Origin of the sequence: Borreliella spielmanii, assembly GCF_014201705.1 — a bacterium.
Lineage (GTDB): Bacteria > Spirochaetota > Spirochaetia > Borreliales > Borreliaceae > Borreliella > Borreliella spielmanii.
Genome location: NZ_JACHFA010000001.1, coordinates 104810 through 121297, shown reverse-complemented (window position 1 = coordinate 121297; position 16488 = coordinate 104810). Strand labels below are relative to the sequence as shown.

Sequence of the window (16488 nt, the reverse complement as noted above, 5' to 3'; positions counted from 1 at the left end):
AAATGCTATTTCTATTGCAAATAACATTTTGCACTCTTAGTTGTTAAATAATGTTTGAGGAGATAAGAAATTTGGATCTTGTAATTTCATGAAGCTGTTTATTATTGTTGGCACATCTTCTTCTTTAATGTAAATTGATGGAAACGTTTTTCTTTGATCAAAGAGAAACTCAAAATCAAGAATTAAATAAGTTTGATTATTTTTGCAAGTTGCGCTTAGCTTTAATTCAAAGTCATCATCGTCTTCGTACCGTTTATTGGGATTTTCTTTAATTATTTTTGTACCCAATAATATGATTTCATTTTCTTTAATGCTTTTGGGCCTGTCATTAAATAAGCTTAGGCTTTTTATTATATTACTAGTATTTAAAAGATTGAAAAAGCTGAAATTTTTTCTATATCCTTTTTCTTTTAGGATGAGCTTAACCTCTGAATCGTTATCTTTAATATATGATCTGTTATGTTCAATTTCAATAATGCCCTCAAGGCTTGCATTATTTAGAGTTTCTGAATATTTTTCTTTTTTTATTAATATATCTTGTATAAAGAATAAATCTTTGATTGTGTCTCTTGCAAAGATATGATTACTAGATATTAAAAAGATTAAGGCTGTAACAAATATTTTTTTTATCATTAAAATTCCCCTTTTCCTATTCTATAGTATATCATATTCGTTGAAATTGTTTTTTTAACAGCTTATATTAAAAGTAATTTTTTAATTTTTTTGAGCTTTTATCATATGTCTTTTATTTCCAAATCCTTTTTCTATTTGGATGTATTTGAAATTGGCAAGTTTTAAGCCGTCTTTTACAATTCTTGCAGAGGAAAATGTTGAAAGCTTGCATTCCGGACTGCTTTTTTCAGAAATTAAATTAAATATTTCATTATTCCACATGTCAGGATTTTTTTTAGGATTAAATCCATCTAAAAACCAGTATTCTACATTTTTTGGAATTTCTTTAATTTTTATTTTAGCGTTTCCAATTAAAATTTTTAAATTAATATTTTCTGTTATTTTTAGTTTTAAATTTTTTTTTGGAATTTTAGGATAATTTTTTAACATTAATTTGAAATAATCAGTGTCTTTAACGAAGAACTTTGAAATTTTCATTATTGTTTTTTGTGGAAGTGGAAATTTTTCTATAGAATAATAATTAATTTTTGAAGTTATATTGTTTTCTTTTATGAATTTTAAAAGACATATGAAGTTTAATCCTGTTCCAAATCCTAACTCTGCTATTAAAAGATTTTTTTTTGTTTTTAATTCTAAATCTAAATTACAGCCTTTAATAAATGTATAAAAACTTTCTTCAAGTCCATACTTTGGGTTGTAATAGATGTCATCGAATTTGCTTGAATATATGGTTTTTTCTTTAAAAACTAGATTTTTCATTTAACTTTATTTTTTCAAGCTTACAGGATTTTGTAAGCTTGAAATTTTTAATTTGATTGATCAGAATAATAAGTTTTTATGATAAACTTATAAAGATTTGTAGATTTTAGTAATTCTGCTTCTAGAAGTACAAAACTTCTATCAATTTTGCTTCTTCTATAGGTCACAGTCATTTTTTATCCATACTAAAACTTGAACCTTATTTTTCAATAATCTTTATAAAATATTTTATAAAGATTAAAGCTAAGTAGCTAAACTTAGCCTTTTACTCTTCTATTATTGCAACTATTTCTTTTGCTTTTAATATTAAATGTTCTTTATTCTCGATTTTTACCGCAGCTCCTGCATACTTTTCGTAAAGTACAGTGTCGCCAACTTTTACAGTGATCTCTTCTTTGTTAGAACCAATGGCCACGACTGTTCCGATATTTGTTTTTTCTTTTGCATTTTCTGGTATGTAAAGTCCTGAGATTGTTTTGCTCTCAGCTTCTTTGATTTTTATTAAAACTCTATCAGCTAAAGGCTTAATATTTTTCATTTCAAACATCTCCTTATGTTAATAATATTAAATATACGAAAAAATTGAGAGCCTAGTCAATATATTTATATAGTGCTTGAAAATTAAATTAATTTTCAAGATAATTTTGTTATTAGAATATCAATTTTAGGCAGGGTAATGGTTTGATAACTATAAATAATTTGGAAGTTGCATTTGGAGAGAGAGTTTTATTCAAAGATGTAAATATTAAATTTTCTTCTGGAAATTGTTATGGAATAATTGGTGCTAATGGAGCGGGAAAAAGCACTTTTTTAAAAGTACTAGGTGGGATGATTGAATCTACTAAGGGTGAAATATTTATTCCAAAAAATCAAAGAGTAGCGGCTCTTGAGCAAGATCAATTTGCGTATGATGCATATAAGGTTATCGATACTGTTATTATGGGGCATAAAAGACTTTATTCTGTCCAAAAAGAAAAAGATGAAATTTATAATAAACTTGATTTTAGTGATGAGGATGGGATTAGAGCCGGGGAGCTTGAAGCAGAATTTTCAGAGCTTGGAGGATACGAAGCTGAATCTGATGCAGCAGTTCTTCTTAAAGGTCTTGGGATAGATGAATCAATTCACAATAGTTTAATGAGTGATATTGAAGGGGCTTTAAAGGTTAGGGTTCTTTTAGCCCAAGCTCTTTTTGGTGAGCCTGATATCTTGCTTCTTGATGAGCCTACTAATAACCTTGATCTACAATCTATTAAATGGTTAGAAGAGTTTTTAATTAATTTTGAAAATACAGTTATTGTTGTATCTCACGATAGACATTTTTTAAATCAAGTTTGTACTCATATTGTTGACATTGATTATGGAAAGATTCAAGTGTATCTTGGAAATTATGATTTTTGGTATGAAACAAGCCAGATTTTAAACAAGCAATTAAAAGATGCTAAAAAGCGATCTGAAGATAAAATTGCGGAACTTAAGACATTTATTCAAAGATTTTCTAGTAATGCATCTAAGTCTAGGCAGGCAACATCAAGGAAAAAGCTGATTGAAAAAATAAAGGTTGAAGATTTAAAGCCTTCTTCAAGGAAGTTTCCTTATGTTAATTTCAAAAGTGAAAGAGAGCTTGGTAAAAATGTTCTCACAATTAAAAATTTGATAAAAGAATTTGAAGGGAATTTAATTTTAAATAAGTTTAGCAGTATTATTGAACCTCAACAAAAGATTGTTTTTTTGGGAAATCCCATGTTTGCAACTTTTTTGTTTGATATTATTACAAATGAAGATAGAAATTATAAAGGCCATTATGAATGGGGCTCTACTGTTAATTTTTCATATTTTAATAAGGATAATGGGAAATATTTCGATTTGAATTTGAATTTAGTTGATTGGTTGCGTCAGTATTCAAAAGAACAAGATGAAACTTATATTAGAGGATTTTTAGGTCGAATGCTTTTCAGTCAAGATGAAGCTTTAAAGAAGGTAAATGTTCTCTCAGGGGGAGAAAAAGTAAGATGCATGCTTGCTAGGGCTATGCTTAGCGGAGCAAATGTTTTAATACTAGACCAGCCTACGAATCATTTAGATCTTGAGGCAATTACATCTTTAAATGCTGGGCTTAAAGAGTTTAAAGGGGTTGTTCTTTTTACATCTCACGATCATCAGTTTATAGATACTATTGCAAATAGAATTATTGAGTTTACTCCTAATGGAATAATTGATCGATATATGACTTTTTCTGAGTATATTGATGATACTAAGATTAGGGATCTGAGAAATAGCCTTTATGGTGATAATACTGGTTTTAGGCTTTAGTATTTGTTTTTTAAAAACTCAAAAGGTTTTTTATTTTGAGAGGTATACTTTTCATATTTGTATTTTCAGCGTCTTTTTTAAGGCTTTATTCTAGTATTAATTTATATTTTCAAAAAGCATTAACTGGTAAAATTGTGGGCAATCCAATTATTGATGAAAAGCGAGATACTATTACGGTTTTAACAAAAGATAGATGGTTAACTACCTATACAATGTCATTTGAAAAGAAATATTCTTATAGATTAAATAGAATTCCATATTCTTTTCTTTTGAAAGATTTTGATAATGGATATTATGTTATTACAGTTAGAAATGAAGTTCAAAAGATCAAAAGAGGAAAACTTGTTTGGAAGTATAAGCTTGATTTTTCCCCTTCAGGTTATCCTGCCATAGGAAATACTGGCATTTTAATTCCCCTTGCTAATGAGAGAGTCGTTTCTATTGATTTAAATAGTGGAGAAAAAATATTTGAGGTTAACACAGGCAGCAGACCTGTTACTTCTCCTGTAGTTTTTGATAATGGTGATTTTTGCATTGCAAGCGAGAATGATGAAATATTTTTGTTTGATTCTTTAGGTAATAAAAAATGGTTTTCCAGGCTGGTTGCTTTTCCCTTTTTATTGATGATAAATACAAAAAAAGAGGTAGTTGTTGGTCATAAGTCAGGTCATATTGTTGCTTATGGGAGAGATTTTGGGGAAGTTGTTGGTTCTATTAAATTAGACTTTCCTATTAATTTTTTGTTTGAAAAGTTTAATGGTGAATATATCGCAATTTCAAGTGTTGGTATGTTTTTTGATTTAAGTAGAAATTTCAAGCTTAAATTCAAAAAAAAAATGAACTTTGAGATTGAAAAAGCTGTTCTTTATAATAATAGGGATCTTTTAATTTCAACCAAATCAAATGGGATTTTGTCTCTTAGAGAAGATTTTGATATATTTTTTACAGATGCTAAAATTAAGGATTTGTCAGGACTTAGTGCTAATTCGGGCATTATTGTCTTAGGGGGGGGCGATTGGGTTCTTAGTACTTATTATTACGAATACGACAAAGAGCTTGATGTTAGTGTATGGAACCATTTTAGAGGTAATAAATATAATCAAGGTAGAATAGATTTAAAAGAGAAAGATTTTGTAGATTATGATAAAAATTATTTACTTCTTGATGAGATTCTTAACTCTAGTTATAGTGATACTGCTTATAATAAATTTTTAGGGATTTTGGATGTTCTTGCAACTAAACATGGAAATTTTCCCAAAAAATATTTAAATTTATATGAAAAAGCTTTTAATGTTTGGCTTTTGCCAGAAAAGGGATTTGATAGAATTGCTTCAAGGGGTAAGCTTTATAGATATTTTGTATATGTTAATAATGAATTTTCAATTAAAAGCTTTATTGATTTGGCAATTAGAGAAAGAGATATTAATAATATAATTACTATAGTGCAAACTATTACCAAATTTGAAAGTTATTATGGGCAAGATTGTATTATATATAATTACATTCAACATATAGTGTTAAATTATCAAGGCAATTTAGAAATAGCTTATTCTGTGATTTTGAATTTGAGAAATATAATTTTAAATTCAACAGACGAACTTCTTAAACTTTGTAAGCAGAAGTATTTAAAGTTATTAATGTTTATGAGACGTCAAAATTTTTCTGAAAATATTAACAAGTACATTAATGAAATTATTTCAATCATTCAAGCTTGAATTAGCTGTTTTGCATATAAATCCGATTATGTTAAAATTAGGTTTAAATTAGTGAATTTAGTTGGTAAGGTAGATTATAATTAAATTTATAGGAGAATTTCTTTTATGAAAAAAATGTTACTAATCTTTAGTTTTTTTCTTATATTTTTAAATGGATTTCCTCTTAATGCAAGGGAAGTTGATAAGGAAAAATTAAAGGACTTTGTTAATATGGATCTTGAGTTTGTAAATTATAAAGGTCCTTATGATTCTACAAATACATATGAACAAATAGTGGGTATTGGGGAGTTTTTAGCAAGGCAGTTAACCAATTCCAATAGCAACTCAAGTTATTATGGTAAATATTTTATTAATAGATTTATTGACGATCAAGATAAAAAAGCAAGTGTTGATGTTTTTTCTATTAGTAGTAAGTCAGAGCTTGACAGTATATTAAATCTAAGAAGAATTCTTACAGGGTATTTAATGAAGTCTTTTGATTATGATAGGTCTAGTGCGGAATTAATTGCTAAAGCTATTACAATATATAGTGCTGTTTATAGAGGGGATTTGGATTATTACAAAGGGTTTTATATTGATCCTGCTTTAAAGTCTTTGACTAAAGAAAATGCGGGTCTTTCTAGGGTGTACAGTCAATGGGCTGGGAAGACACAAATATTTATTCCTCTTAAAAAGAATATTTTATCTGGAAATGTTGAGTCCGACATTGATATTGATAGTTTAGTTACAGATAAGGTAGTGAAAGCTCTTTTAAGTGAAAATGAAGCGGGTGTTAACTTTGCAAGAGATATTACAGACATTCAAGGCGAAACTCATAAAGCAGATCAAGATAAAATTGATATTGAATTAGATAATGTTCATGAAAGTGATTCCAATATAACAGAAACTATTGAGAATTTAAGAGATCAGCTTGAAAAAGCTACAGATGAAGAGCATAGGAGAGAGATTGAAAGTCAGGTTGACGCTAAAAAGAAACAAAAGGAAGAATTAGATAAAAAAGCACTCAATCTTGATAAAGCTCAACAAAAATTAGATTTTGCTGAAGATAATTTAGATATTCAAAGGGATACCGTTAGAGAGAAGATCCAAGAGGATATTAACGAGGTTAATAAGGAAAAGAATTTGCCAAAGCCTGGCGATGTAAGCTCTCCTAAAGTTGATAAGCAGTTACAGATAAAAGAAAGCCTAGAAGATTTGCAGGATCAGCTTAAAGAAGCTCGTGATGAAAATCAAAAAAGAGAAATTGAAAAGCAAATTGAAATCAAAAAAAGTGAAGAAGAAATAATCAAAGGTAAATCACAGGCAAGTTCAAGTGATTTAAATAACGATAAAAATCTTATGATAATGGAGGAATCTCAAAAATTATCTGAGGATAAAAAATTAAATAGTAAAGAAAATTTAAAGCCTGTTTCTCAGGTTGAAAAAGCAGATAAAATTTCAAAGTCTAGCAATAATGAGTTTGCTAAATTATCACCGTTAGATGATTCTTCTTATAGCGACATTGATTCAAAAGAAGGCATAGATAATAAAGACGTTAATTTACAACAAACTAAGCCTCAAGTTAAAAGTCAACCTACTTCTTTAAATGAAGATTTGATCGATGTGTCTGTAGATTTTAGTAATCCTGTATTTTTAGAGGTTATCGACCCGATTACAAATTTAGGAACGCTTCAACTTATTGATTTGAATACCGGTGTTAGACTTAAAGAAAGTACTCAGCAAGGTATTCAGAGGTATGGAATTTATGAACGTGAAAAAGATTTGGTTGTTATTAAAATAGATTCAGGAAAAGCTAAGCTTCAGATACTTAATAAATTTGAGAATTTAAAAGTGATATCAGAGTCTAATTTTGAGATTAATAAAAATTCATCTCTTTATGTTGATCCCAGAATGATTTTAGTGGTTGTTAAGGATGAGAGTAATTCTTGGAGATTGGCTAAATTTTCTCCTGAAAATTTAGAGGAATTTATCCTTTCAGAGGATAAAATTTTGCCTTTTACTAGCTTTTCTGTGAGAAAGAATTTTATTTATCTACAAGATGAGCTTAAAAGTTTAATTACTTTAGATGTAAATACTTTAAAAAGAGTTAAATAATTTTTCAGTTTGATTAAATTTGTGTAAATTATTAAGAAGCTAAAAACAAAGTTTTTAGCTTCTTGAATATTTTTTCGGGATGGTGGGATTCGAACTCACGATCCCCTGCTCCCAAAGCAGGTGCCTTAGCCACTAGGCCACATCCCGAATAAAGCGCACCAATTAGGACTCGAACCTAAAACCTACAGATTAGAAGTCTGTTGCTCTATCCAATTGAGCTATTGGTGCATTTTAAATGCTAATGATGAGTATATCATTTTGGAAAATTCTTGTCAATAAAGTCTAGAAGCCTTTACTTTGTATATTTTTTTGTTTTGTGGTTATAATGTTTTATAATTTTTTTATGATTAATCTTGATTTGATTGTTGATGAAACTTTGTTTAGATATCCGGATGTTAAACCTTTTTTAAATTATAAAAATAATTATGAACTTTTAATAATGGTGATTTTAAGTGCAAGAACGACAGATAATTTGGTGAATAAAATTTCCCCATACCTTTTTGAAAGGTATGGCAATTTTGAAAGTTTATCAAGAGCAAATGTGAGAGATGTTGAAAAATTAATTTATAAGACTGGTTTTTATTCAAGGAAGGCTAAAAATATTATAAATTGTTCTATTGATATTTTGGAAAAATTTAATGGCGTTGTTCCAAACAATATTTTTGATCTTGTTAAGCTACCCGGAGTGGGTCGAAAAACAGCAAATGTTATTCTTGGATCTGTTTACAATAAGCCTGCAATTATTGTAGACACCCATTTTAGTAGAGTTATTACAAGACATGCGCTTTCTTTGGAAAATTCTCCTATTAAGATTGAGCTAGATCTTAAAAAAAGAATAGAGCCTTGCAAGCAGTATAGATTTTCTATGGCTATCAATAAGCATGGAAGAGAAATTTGCACCTCTAGAAATGTAAATTGTTCTGATTGTTTTTTAGAAAAATTTGCTCCAAGAGTTTGTTAATTTTTTAGTTAAGATGATATTAAATGTTTCATTTTTTTTCTCAGCTGTAAATTTATTATTGCCAGTATTATGTTTATACCTATTAATATGAGTAGGGGATTAATCCATATCCACAGATATTTATTGCCCATTTTCATATAATTAAGTAGTTCTCCAAGGCTGGGGTATAGAGTTTTATCTTGTTTTTGTAAAAAGCTTACTACTTCAAAAGTAGTAAGACTTCTTGCCATTTGTAATGGGATTATGGACGATATTGATGAGAATACTTCTGGAAAGATATGGCGCAATATTATTCTAATTTTGCTTGCACCCATAGCTTCACTGGCTTTAATGTAATCTAAATTTTTTATTATCAATGTATTGTTTCTTGCAATAAAAGCAAACCTAATCCACCCATGAATCAATGCCAATAGTGTTGCTGTTTGAAGCATGTTGTAAGTTTTTTGTTTTAAAAAGTAGTAAAAAACTAAAGACACAATATAAAAAAAGGGTAACGTTTGCAATGCTTCGATTGGTTTTGAAATTAGCATGCAAATTTCAAATCTAAACATACCTATTATTGTCCCAACAAAGATTCCAATTACTGCAGAGATTGTAGCATAGCTTAGTGAAAGTAAAATAGAATTTCTGGTTGCAATTATTAGTCTTGCCATAATATCTCGACCCATTTTATCGATTCCTAGTGGATTGTCTTTCGTGGGTGGCATAGGTATGTTTTTGATAGATTTTAAATAAATTTTATTTGGATCTTTTTTATAGATTGCAATTTTTGAATTTTCATTAACTAGTGCTGGTGTAATGAGCAATATTACAATAAATATATTAAAGAGTACGATATAAATTTTTTTTATTACTATATCTAGATTCATTATCTTAGCGTATCCTTATATGGGTTGATTTTGTAAATTAGTATGTCTGTTATTATATTTGGAATAAGCATAATGAAAACGCCAATAAAAATTAAATCTTTAGAAATAGCATAATCACTGAATTTTAAAGCATTTAAATATAAGGCTCCAATTCCATCGATTTCAAACATTGATTCAATCATTGATGCCCCAAAAAAAGCAGTTGTAAGAATAGGTCTCATGTTTGTAAGCAATGGTGTTATTGATGGAATTAGTGCATGTCTTAGTATTATTTGTAATTTATTTATTCCTCTTGATTTTGCAGCTTTTATGTAAAATTCTGATAAAGTTTTATCAAGAGATTGTTTAAAAATTACAGAATTAAATATGAAGAATGAAAAAAACCATGCAAATCCACCCATTATTAAATTTTTTGGATTTAAATTTAAATAGTATATTAAAGACAGTATTAAAAATACTGTTAAGTTTCTTGGCATAGAGTGGAGTAATAGCATTAAATATTCTAGAAAATTATTTATTAGGTTGTTTTTTATGTAAATTTTCCAAATTATAATAAGCACTATTGCTGCAACATAAGAGAGTAGGGCGCCTGGAATTGAGATTTTTAAAGTATTGAATAATTTTTTAAAAATTATTTTAGTTATTGGTTTTCCTTTGCTTAGCAGAGAGTATCTATAATCACCCCATAGTATTCCTTTGTTTTTTGTTTCATATATTATATATGAATTTCCAGCTATATGCTTTAAAAAGCAACTTTTTTCTAATTTTGATTTAGGATTGAAGTCATGTATGAGGGTATATCTTTCTATACTTTTGTATATTCCAATGTATTGCAAGTATCCTTTTAAGATATTTGGTTTAATAAAAGGAGTGTACTGCTGTTCATTTGAAAAAAAATTTACTAACGATATGCAAAAAAATGATGCACAAATTAAATTAATTAATAAATATATTGTATTTTTAAAAATAAATATTTTCAATAAAAACTAATCCTTAGAATTATTGGAAGTAAGTTTGCTATTTTTTGAAATTATTTTGGTTTGGATAATGCAACTTGATAAAAAATAATAAATCAAACCTATTGCTATTGATATAAAATAAAAATTTTGATTCTTGGAAAGGGGTTTTTGTAGGGTTAATATTTGCCCTTGGTTGTATTGATCTTTATTATTGTTGGTTTTTATTACTGTTGAGTTTTTTGGGTAGTAGCCTAGCTTGTTGGCTTCTTTTAGAATTTCAGATTTAGATACTTGTAAATTAATATACCTTGCTTTTAATTCTTTTTGATTTTTTTTTAGTTTTTCGATGTGATTTTTTATTAATGTTAAGTTGTTATCCAATTTTTGATAATTAACAAATCCCCTCTCTCCAAATATAGGAGCTATTATAAAGTAGCTTAGTATTCCTGAGTAAAAAGACATTGCAATTTTTTTATAAATAGTCATACAGCTTGTAATTATATTCTTAATATACTATATTTACAAGTAGTTAAAGTTGATTTAGATCGTAGTTATATTGAGTAGTTTTGGAGAGCAAGTTTGACATGAAGAAAAGTGTTTTTTTTATCAAAGAAGGTCCTAAGGAAGTTGATTTTGATATGGAAAAGGTCTTTTTAAGAAATGAGTCTATTGATATTGTTTCTACAACCGCAGATAATCTTAAAATTTTTTTAGATGAAAAGTTATTAAAACTCGATAATATCTTAAAAGAAAGACATGGCGAGTTGATTAATTGTTTAAAGGATGTTGAGCTTCGTGTTGAGAGAGTTGAAAAAGAAATGCTAGATAATGGGTCTAAGCTTGTTCAAAGAGATTTTATTACGTCTGATTCGAAAGATTTTGAAAAAAAGTTGCCTGATATTGATGATGCATTTTCTAAAAAAGAAGACAATTTACCTAATATTTCTATTGGTCAAGAAGAATTAGATGCTCTACTTGAAGGTATCAGTTATGCTCCAAAAGAAGGTGAAGGAGTTCAGAGCAATGTTGAATTTAATAGGGATAAAGATTTGAATTTAACTAGTAATTTGCATGTGGTCGATAATTTTTCTAATAGTTTTACCAAAAAAGAAGGTAGTGATAATGTGCCTGTAGAAAATATGGAATTAAATAATAATAATGATCATAATGAAAAATTAGAAAGTGTTACAGATAATAAACAGCATTTAGATTTAATTAGTAAGAATGGAAACATTGAGCCTGAGAATAGTGCTGATTCTGCAATTCTTAAGACTTCTGATAAACATCTTGAGTTAAAAGAATTTGATGACTTTGAAAACGTTTTAAAAGAGGATTTAGATTCTCAAGTTATTGAAGGCAATTTTTTAAATAATAACGAGAAGAATTTGAACAATAATTTAAGAGATGTAGCAGTTCAAGAACAACAAGACCAAAATAGTGATATTACTAATTATGAAAAGCCCAATTCTCAAAATATAACTGAGGATCATTCTTCTTCTAATATTAATTTTAATGATGTTGAAAAGGTTGTGAGTAAATTTAATGCTGAAGAATCTTTAAGTAATGTTGTGCTAAATAATGATGAAAAAAACGCATTAATAAATTTTATTGATAGGGTAGAAAATGAGCTTGAGCTAAATCCTAATAGGAATATTTTTAAAATCAAACAAGAGTATGAAGTTTTAAAAAAAGTTAAATTTTTACTTACTAAAGGTTAAAGAATCTATTTTTTAAGTTCTATTTTATTTAAGTTTTATTTTATTTTTTATAAAAATTTTTGAATTAATTTGTGGTATCTGGACAATTTTTTTAAGCTAAAAAGCTAATATTAATTTTAATTTAAAAGTAAACTATTATTAGTAAAGCTAGACAACATCTTATCTTTTGATAAAATGTTGTCTGTTAGCATGTTTATATTTTAATTATATTTATATTTATATTTATATTTATTATTCTTTTTAATACATAGTAAGCTTAATCTGTGTTGTTGTTATGCTCATGCCGACGATCTTCTTGATTATCATTGCTAGAAAGATTATCTTTTTCTTCTATGGATTTTTTTTCCAAGTTAAATACGTCAAAAAAGGTCCATTTGCTAGTCATATAGTAATATTCATCTTTATCTTTTTTGATTAATATGTCTTTGTCATTTTCTTCATTTTTGTTAAAGTAAATTTCAAGATTATTAACACTTTTATTGCTCCACTTGACTTCAATCTTGTATTGAAGTTTGTATTCATCTATTTTGGATTTATCAATTTCAAGTCCATCAGCTCTAAACTCAGCAATAATATTTAAAGGCCTTTCTTTTATTATTTTTTGATTATTTAAAAAATAAAGACCATCTTTAGTGGTAATCTCATAGTTATTATTTATATTATTTTCATTTTCTTTGTTTAATTTTCTTATTATTTTAAATGATAAATTTTCTAATTTTGTGTTTTTTTCTTGAAATAATTTAGTATCGGAAAATGTATTATAAGAATTTCCCTTATATGATAAGAAAATATTTTTTGTTAAGTAAACATTTTCGTCACTACCTTTAATGTATGCTAATCTTGAATCGCCTTCTCCTGATTTTCCAACAAAAATTTCTGTTAACAGCTTGTTATTATTATCAAATAATTTAAAGCTTGGATTTTCTTCAATTCCCAGTTCTTTGTGTTTTTTTTTATCTCTACTTACAAGTTTATTTTTTTGCAGCTCGTCTAGTGCTTTGATTAGAGAGTTGACTTTATTATTGTCAACGGGAATATTTTGTTTATTATATGTTAACACCCAATCTTTTTCAAGTTTTGTTAGTGTTCCTTCAAATTCTGTTTCAATTTTAGAAATTAAATTTAAGTCAAAGTCGAAAAATTTTTCTTCCAGAATTCTTGCTACTTTGTTTTCATTTGAAAAAATTATTCCCAATAAGAATGTAGATGTTAGCACTATTATTATTAATATTTTTATTTTTTCTTTATTGATTGAGAATATTTTTGGTTTTGTCATAAATACTCCTTTAATTTTAATTTGCTTTTCTTTTTCTGGTAAATCTAATAAGTCCAAATATTAATATTATCGTTGGAAGAATAATTAAGTTAACAATTATTAATGAAAATTTTGCATTGACCATTTCGTTTGAAGAGCTTGTAAATTTTAATTTAGCTCGTACTTCTCTAGATTTAATATTAAAAAATTCTTCCTTTTGCATTAAATAATCTGAAATTCTTCCTGACAGTTCAAAGTTTGATGGAGATCCGTTGTACATATAATCACTAAATATCATGCTTGATCCTGTTAGGATTATTTTAGAATTTTTAGAATGTTGTTCTTTATAAGGACTTTTAATTTTTCCTTCAATTGCATATCCTAGCATTTTGAGTGTATTCTCTTCAAAGTTATTTGGAACTTCAAATGCATTTAAAGATATGTTTGAAAGATTGGGTTCTTTAACTTGCCAAGATTGTTTGGAGCTTGCAAATAGAGGTAGAAATTTTACTTCAGCTTCATCTTTTTTTACAAGTTCTAATGAACTGCTCCAAGGAATTGTAGCAGCATAAAAATTTTTCAGTAATGGTATGTCTTTTTTTACAATATTACTATTGTCTATTAAGATCCATGGATAGTAAGTTTGGAAATTGCCACCTAAAAAGATTGTGGGTGCTCTTTTATCAAGAATAATATTATCGTTATATTTTATGCCATAACTTTCAAATAGATCAAATAGTTTAGATTTAATAGGAGCTATGCCATATGGATTTTGAGGATTGTAGTCAATTGTGCTTGTTGCAATAAATATTTTTCCATCATTAACAATAAAATCGTCAATTTTTTTTACAATCTCTTCATCAATTTCTTTAGCACCAATAATGAATAATCCATTTATTTCTTTTCTTATGTCTTCTAATTTTTCAGTTTTTAAATCTATTTCTTTTATTTCAATACCAAATGCTTTTTTCATTATTTCGGAAAAGTTTTTGTGTGCTTCTTTTAAAGTGTTGTCTCCAAAAGCAAGTCCTAAAACTTTTTTTGTATTGTTTATTAGCTTATCAAGTCCATTTGCAAGGTCATATTCTAAATTGCTGATTTCTGTTACAACCGGTATTATTTCTCTTTTTCCTTCGTAAATCATTTCAATTCCTGAGTATATTTTAAGTATTGATAGTTGATTAATATCTCTTAAGTCGATTTGCTGAGAAGGAATGCCAATATGCTCTAATGGTGTTGAAATTTTATCAGCATCAACTTCTTTATAAATTACCTTGCCTTTTGAAGCATCAGAAAAACTTATTAAAAAATTTTTTATTTGATTTGGAAAAGCAAAATAGTTTTCAAGGCTTCCTGAATTGTAATATGTTATATATATTGTTTCATTTGCACTTGAAAATAAATTTTTTGTAACTTTAGAGATTGTAAAAGCTTTGTGTTTTGTAAAGTCTATTTTAAAAATGAAAATAGATATATTGCAAAAAATTAAAAATATTATTGTAAGGGTTAAGGTTAGATTAAAAACTTCATTTTCTTTGCTTTTCATAATTTTATCTCCATTTTTTTAGTGTTATGCTGTATGTGCTTAGTATTAGAAATGTGATTGTGAATGTAATAAAATAAATAAAGTCTGATGAGTTTAGTATGCCCATATTAAAATAGCCAAAGTGATTAGTTATTGAAATAAAGTTAAGCATTTCTCCTATTATATTTTCTTTTCCAAAGATCATAACCAATTTTCCAGAAAATAGTATTAATATTAGTATAAATACGGTTAGAATATACGATACTATTTGACTTTTTGTAATAGATGAGATAAATGTTCCCATACTTAGCACGGAGAGAGAATAAAGAATTATTCCTAGGTATTGAAGTAATATTATCCCAAGATCAAATTCGCCCATGAAAATTGTCATTATTGTAAGAGGCAAGGTGAGTGAGAATAGTATTAAGGTAAATATTTTAAGCGTAATAAATTTACCTAAGACTATCTCTTGAGGGCTTATTGGTAGAGCATAAAGAAGTTCAATGCTTCCTGTTTTATGTTCTTCTGAGAATACTCCCATGCTAAGTGCTGGCAGTACTAACATTAAAATAATAGGCATTGAAGAGAAATAAGAGGTAAGAGATGCATTGTCTTTAATAAAAAATCCTGATAAAAAAATAAATGAAAAGTTTATAAATATTAAAAAAAATAGCATCACAACGTATGCAGTTGGAGTTCCAAATAATATTTTTAGTTCTTTTTTAGAAAGCGATAAGGATTGCTTTAAATCTATTTTCATTTTTCTCTCTCCTTGGTTAATTTACTAAATATCTTTTCAAGGCTTTCATGTTTTGGGATCATTGCTTTTAAGATTATATTATTTTTTACTATATAGCTAAAGAGATCTTCTTCTGTTTTACCTTGAGATAGTTTTAATGAAATGTTTAAGTCTTTTTCATGTTCTTCAAGTTGTATTAATGTAAAAATATCATTTTTATTATTGAAAATCTTTTTTTCATTTTCAGATCTTTTTAAGACTATTAGTTCTATTTCAATCTCTTTAAGTTTATTTTTAATAATATTTTCTTTTGTATCATCAGCAACAATTACTCCGTTGTTGACAATAATTATTCTTTTACAAATAGATTCTACTTCGCTTAATATGTGTGAAGAGAATAATATTGTACTTTCTTTTGCGAGTTCTTTTAAGAATTCTTTAAATTCAATTATTTGATTTGGATCAAGACCATTTGTTGGTTCATCGAGTATTACAAGTTTAGGATTATTTATTAAAGCACCAGCTATTCCTACTCTTTGCTTAAATCCTTTTGAAAGTTGAGAAATTAGCTTATCTTCAACTTCTTTTAATTTAAATATGCTTATTACTTTGTCAATTTCTTTTTTTAATTTTTTAACACCTTTTATTTCTGATATGAACTTTAAATATTCTTTAACAGAAAGCTCTGGATAAAGAGCTAGTTTTTCAGGAACATATCCTATTTGTTGTAGTATTTCTTTTGAATGCTCTACAATATCTTTTCCAAAAATTTTTACATTACCTTTGCTTGGATAATGAAACGATGTTAAAATTTTGATTAATGTTGACTTTCCCGCCCCGTTTGGGCCAAGTATTCCAAGTACTTCGCCTTCTTCAACTTTAAAGCTAACATTAAATAGCGCTGTAAATGAACCATACATTTTAGTAACTTTTTCTACATTTATCATA

Annotated in this window: 16 protein-coding genes and 2 tRNA genes; 5 read left to right on the top strand and 13 right to left on the bottom strand. The window is 27.3% G+C overall.

Annotated elements, in window-relative coordinates:
* Window positions 1-36 precede the first annotated feature (36 nt).
* From HNR35_RS00535 to groES, 4 genes are all read right to left on the bottom strand, one after another.
* Window positions 37-633: a hypothetical protein gene (locus HNR35_RS00535; protein ID WP_183223247.1), complete on the bottom strand. Its 597-nt coding sequence runs from the start codon at window positions 631-633 to the stop codon at window positions 37-39.
* Between the two features lie 81 nt (window positions 634-714).
* Window positions 715-1392: a tRNA (5-methylaminomethyl-2-thiouridine)(34)-methyltransferase MnmC2 gene (mnmC2, locus tag HNR35_RS00530; RefSeq protein ID WP_183223245.1), complete on the bottom strand. Its 678-nt coding sequence runs from the start codon at window positions 1390-1392 to the stop codon at window positions 715-717.
* A gap of 47 nt (window positions 1393-1439) precedes the next feature.
* Window positions 1440-1565, bottom strand: a complete 126-nt coding sequence (locus tag HNR35_RS05895) for a hypothetical protein (RefSeq protein WP_006433809.1) — start codon at window positions 1563-1565, stop codon at window positions 1440-1442.
* 92 nt (window positions 1566-1657) lie between these two features.
* Window positions 1658-1930 carry a co-chaperone GroES gene (gene groES / locus HNR35_RS00525; RefSeq protein WP_006433722.1) on the bottom strand — a complete coding sequence of 91 codons (273 nt, stop codon included), beginning with the start codon at window positions 1928-1930 and terminating at the stop codon, window positions 1658-1660.
* A 143-nt stretch (window positions 1931-2073) separates the two neighbouring features.
* Here groES and HNR35_RS00520 point away from each other — a divergent pair, with 143 nt between their 5' ends.
* The 3 genes from HNR35_RS00520 to HNR35_RS00510 all read left to right on the top strand — a co-directional run bounded on the left by HNR35_RS00520 (window position 2074) and on the right by HNR35_RS00510 (window position 7514).
* Window positions 2074-3705, top strand: a complete 1632-nt coding sequence (locus tag HNR35_RS00520; protein WP_183223243.1) for an ABC-F family ATP-binding cassette domain-containing protein — start codon at window positions 2074-2076, stop codon at window positions 3703-3705.
* Between the two features lie 35 nt (window positions 3706-3740).
* Complete coding sequence (locus HNR35_RS00515) at window positions 3741-5420, top strand: PQQ-binding-like beta-propeller repeat protein (RefSeq protein WP_183223241.1); 1680 nt, start codon at window positions 3741-3743, stop codon at window positions 5418-5420.
* 105 nt (window positions 5421-5525) lie between these two features.
* Window positions 5526-7514, top strand: a complete 1989-nt coding sequence (locus HNR35_RS00510; RefSeq protein ID WP_183223239.1) for a P83/100 family protein — start codon at window positions 5526-5528, stop codon at window positions 7512-7514.
* Between the two features lie 74 nt (window positions 7515-7588).
* On the opposite strand, the gene HNR35_RS00505 is transcribed toward HNR35_RS00510, so the two are convergent.
* Window positions 7589-7661, bottom strand: a tRNA-Pro gene (locus tag HNR35_RS00505).
* Between the two features lie 7 nt (window positions 7662-7668).
* Window positions 7669-7742: transfer RNA gene (locus HNR35_RS00500), tRNA-Arg, on the bottom strand.
* A gap of 97 nt (window positions 7743-7839) precedes the next feature.
* Between HNR35_RS00500 and HNR35_RS00495 the strand changes: the two genes are divergently transcribed.
* On the top strand, window positions 7840-8475 hold the full coding sequence (locus tag HNR35_RS00495; protein WP_183223238.1) for an endonuclease III domain-containing protein: 636 nt from the start codon (window positions 7840-7842) through the stop codon (window positions 8473-8475).
* A gap of 8 nt (window positions 8476-8483) precedes the next feature.
* Here HNR35_RS00495 and HNR35_RS00490 read toward each other — a convergent pair whose 3' ends face one another.
* Genes HNR35_RS00490 through HNR35_RS00480 form a run of 3 tightly spaced genes read right to left on the bottom strand, consistent with a single transcriptional unit; the run spans window position 8484 to window position 10789 of the window.
* Complete coding sequence (locus tag HNR35_RS00490) at window positions 8484-9344, bottom strand: ABC transporter permease (RefSeq protein WP_183223236.1); 861 nt, start codon at window positions 9342-9344, stop codon at window positions 8484-8486.
* On the bottom strand, window positions 9344-10324 hold the full coding sequence (locus HNR35_RS00485; protein ID WP_006433742.1) for an ABC transporter permease subunit: 981 nt from the start codon (window positions 10322-10324) through the stop codon (window positions 9344-9346). Before HNR35_RS00485 ends, HNR35_RS00490 begins: the two co-directional genes overlap by 1 nt.
* 6 nt (window positions 10325-10330) lie before the next feature.
* Window positions 10331-10789: a septum formation initiator family protein gene (locus HNR35_RS00480; protein WP_183223234.1), complete on the bottom strand. Its 459-nt coding sequence runs from the start codon at window positions 10787-10789 to the stop codon at window positions 10331-10333.
* A gap of 98 nt (window positions 10790-10887) precedes the next feature.
* On the opposite strand from HNR35_RS00480, the gene HNR35_RS00475 reads away from it, so the two are divergent.
* Window positions 10888-12021 carry a hypothetical protein gene (locus HNR35_RS00475; protein ID WP_183223232.1) on the top strand — a complete coding sequence of 378 codons (1134 nt, stop codon included), beginning with the start codon at window positions 10888-10890 and terminating at the stop codon, window positions 12019-12021.
* Between the two features lie 256 nt (window positions 12022-12277).
* Here HNR35_RS00475 and HNR35_RS00470 read toward each other — a convergent pair whose 3' ends face one another.
* The 4 genes from HNR35_RS00470 to HNR35_RS00455 are packed head-to-tail and all read right to left on the bottom strand — an operon-like array spanning window position 12278 to window position 16487.
* Window positions 12278-13297, bottom strand: coding sequence for a DUF4340 domain-containing protein (locus HNR35_RS00470; RefSeq protein WP_183223230.1), 1020 nt, complete (start codon window positions 13295-13297; stop codon window positions 12278-12280).
* A 16-nt stretch (window positions 13298-13313) separates the two neighbouring features.
* On the bottom strand, window positions 13314-14822 hold the full coding sequence (locus HNR35_RS00465) for a GldG family protein (protein ID WP_183223228.1): 1509 nt from the start codon (window positions 14820-14822) through the stop codon (window positions 13314-13316).
* Between the two features lie 4 nt (window positions 14823-14826).
* Window positions 14827-15561, bottom strand: a complete 735-nt coding sequence (locus HNR35_RS00460) for an ABC transporter permease (protein ID WP_006433723.1) — start codon at window positions 15559-15561, stop codon at window positions 14827-14829.
* Window positions 15558-16487 carry an ABC transporter ATP-binding protein gene (locus HNR35_RS00455; RefSeq protein ID WP_006433657.1) on the bottom strand — a complete coding sequence of 310 codons (930 nt, stop codon included), beginning with the start codon at window positions 16485-16487 and terminating at the stop codon, window positions 15558-15560. The genes HNR35_RS00460 and HNR35_RS00455 overlap by 4 nt, the downstream gene beginning before the upstream one ends.
* Between the last annotated feature and the right edge of the window lies 1 nt (window position 16488).

What these genes read in the sequence shown, in the direction of transcription:
- HNR35_RS00475 (WP_183223232.1), top strand. Translation starts at nt 10,888, where the DNA reads ATGAAGAAAAGTGTTTTTTTTATCAAAGAAGGTCCTAAGGAAGTTGAT.
- HNR35_RS00490 (WP_183223236.1), bottom strand. Translation starts at nt 9,344, where the DNA reads ATGAATCTAGATATAGTAATAAAAAAAATTTATATCGTACTCTTTAAT.
- HNR35_RS00460 (WP_006433723.1), bottom strand. Translation starts at nt 15,561, where the DNA reads ATGAAAATAGATTTAAAGCAATCCTTATCGCTTTCTAAAAAAGAACTA.
- HNR35_RS00470 (WP_183223230.1), bottom strand. Translation starts at nt 13,297, where the DNA reads ATGACAAAACCAAAAATATTCTCAATCAATAAAGAAAAAATAAAAATA.
- mnmC2 (WP_183223245.1), bottom strand. Translation starts at nt 1,392, where the DNA reads ATGAAAAATCTAGTTTTTAAAGAAAAAACCATATATTCAAGCAAATTC.
- HNR35_RS05895 (WP_006433809.1), bottom strand. Translation starts at nt 1,565, where the DNA reads ATGACTGTGACCTATAGAAGAAGCAAAATTGATAGAAGTTTTGTACTT.
- HNR35_RS00480 (WP_183223234.1), bottom strand. Translation starts at nt 10,789, where the DNA reads ATGACTATTTATAAAAAAATTGCAATGTCTTTTTACTCAGGAATACTA.
- groES (WP_006433722.1), bottom strand. Translation starts at nt 1,930, where the DNA reads ATGAAAAATATTAAGCCTTTAGCTGATAGAGTTTTAATAAAAATCAAA.
- HNR35_RS00465 (WP_183223228.1), bottom strand. Translation starts at nt 14,822, where the DNA reads ATGAAAAGCAAAGAAAATGAAGTTTTTAATCTAACCTTAACCCTTACA.
- HNR35_RS00535 (WP_183223247.1), bottom strand. Translation starts at nt 633, where the DNA reads ATGATAAAAAAAATATTTGTTACAGCCTTAATCTTTTTAATATCTAGT.
- HNR35_RS00495 (WP_183223238.1), top strand. Translation starts at nt 7,840, where the DNA reads ATGTTTTATAATTTTTTTATGATTAATCTTGATTTGATTGTTGATGAA.
- HNR35_RS00455 (WP_006433657.1), bottom strand. Translation starts at nt 16,487, where the DNA reads ATGATAAATGTAGAAAAAGTTACTAAAATGTATGGTTCATTTACAGCG.
- HNR35_RS00510 (WP_183223239.1), top strand. Translation starts at nt 5,526, where the DNA reads ATGAAAAAAATGTTACTAATCTTTAGTTTTTTTCTTATATTTTTAAAT.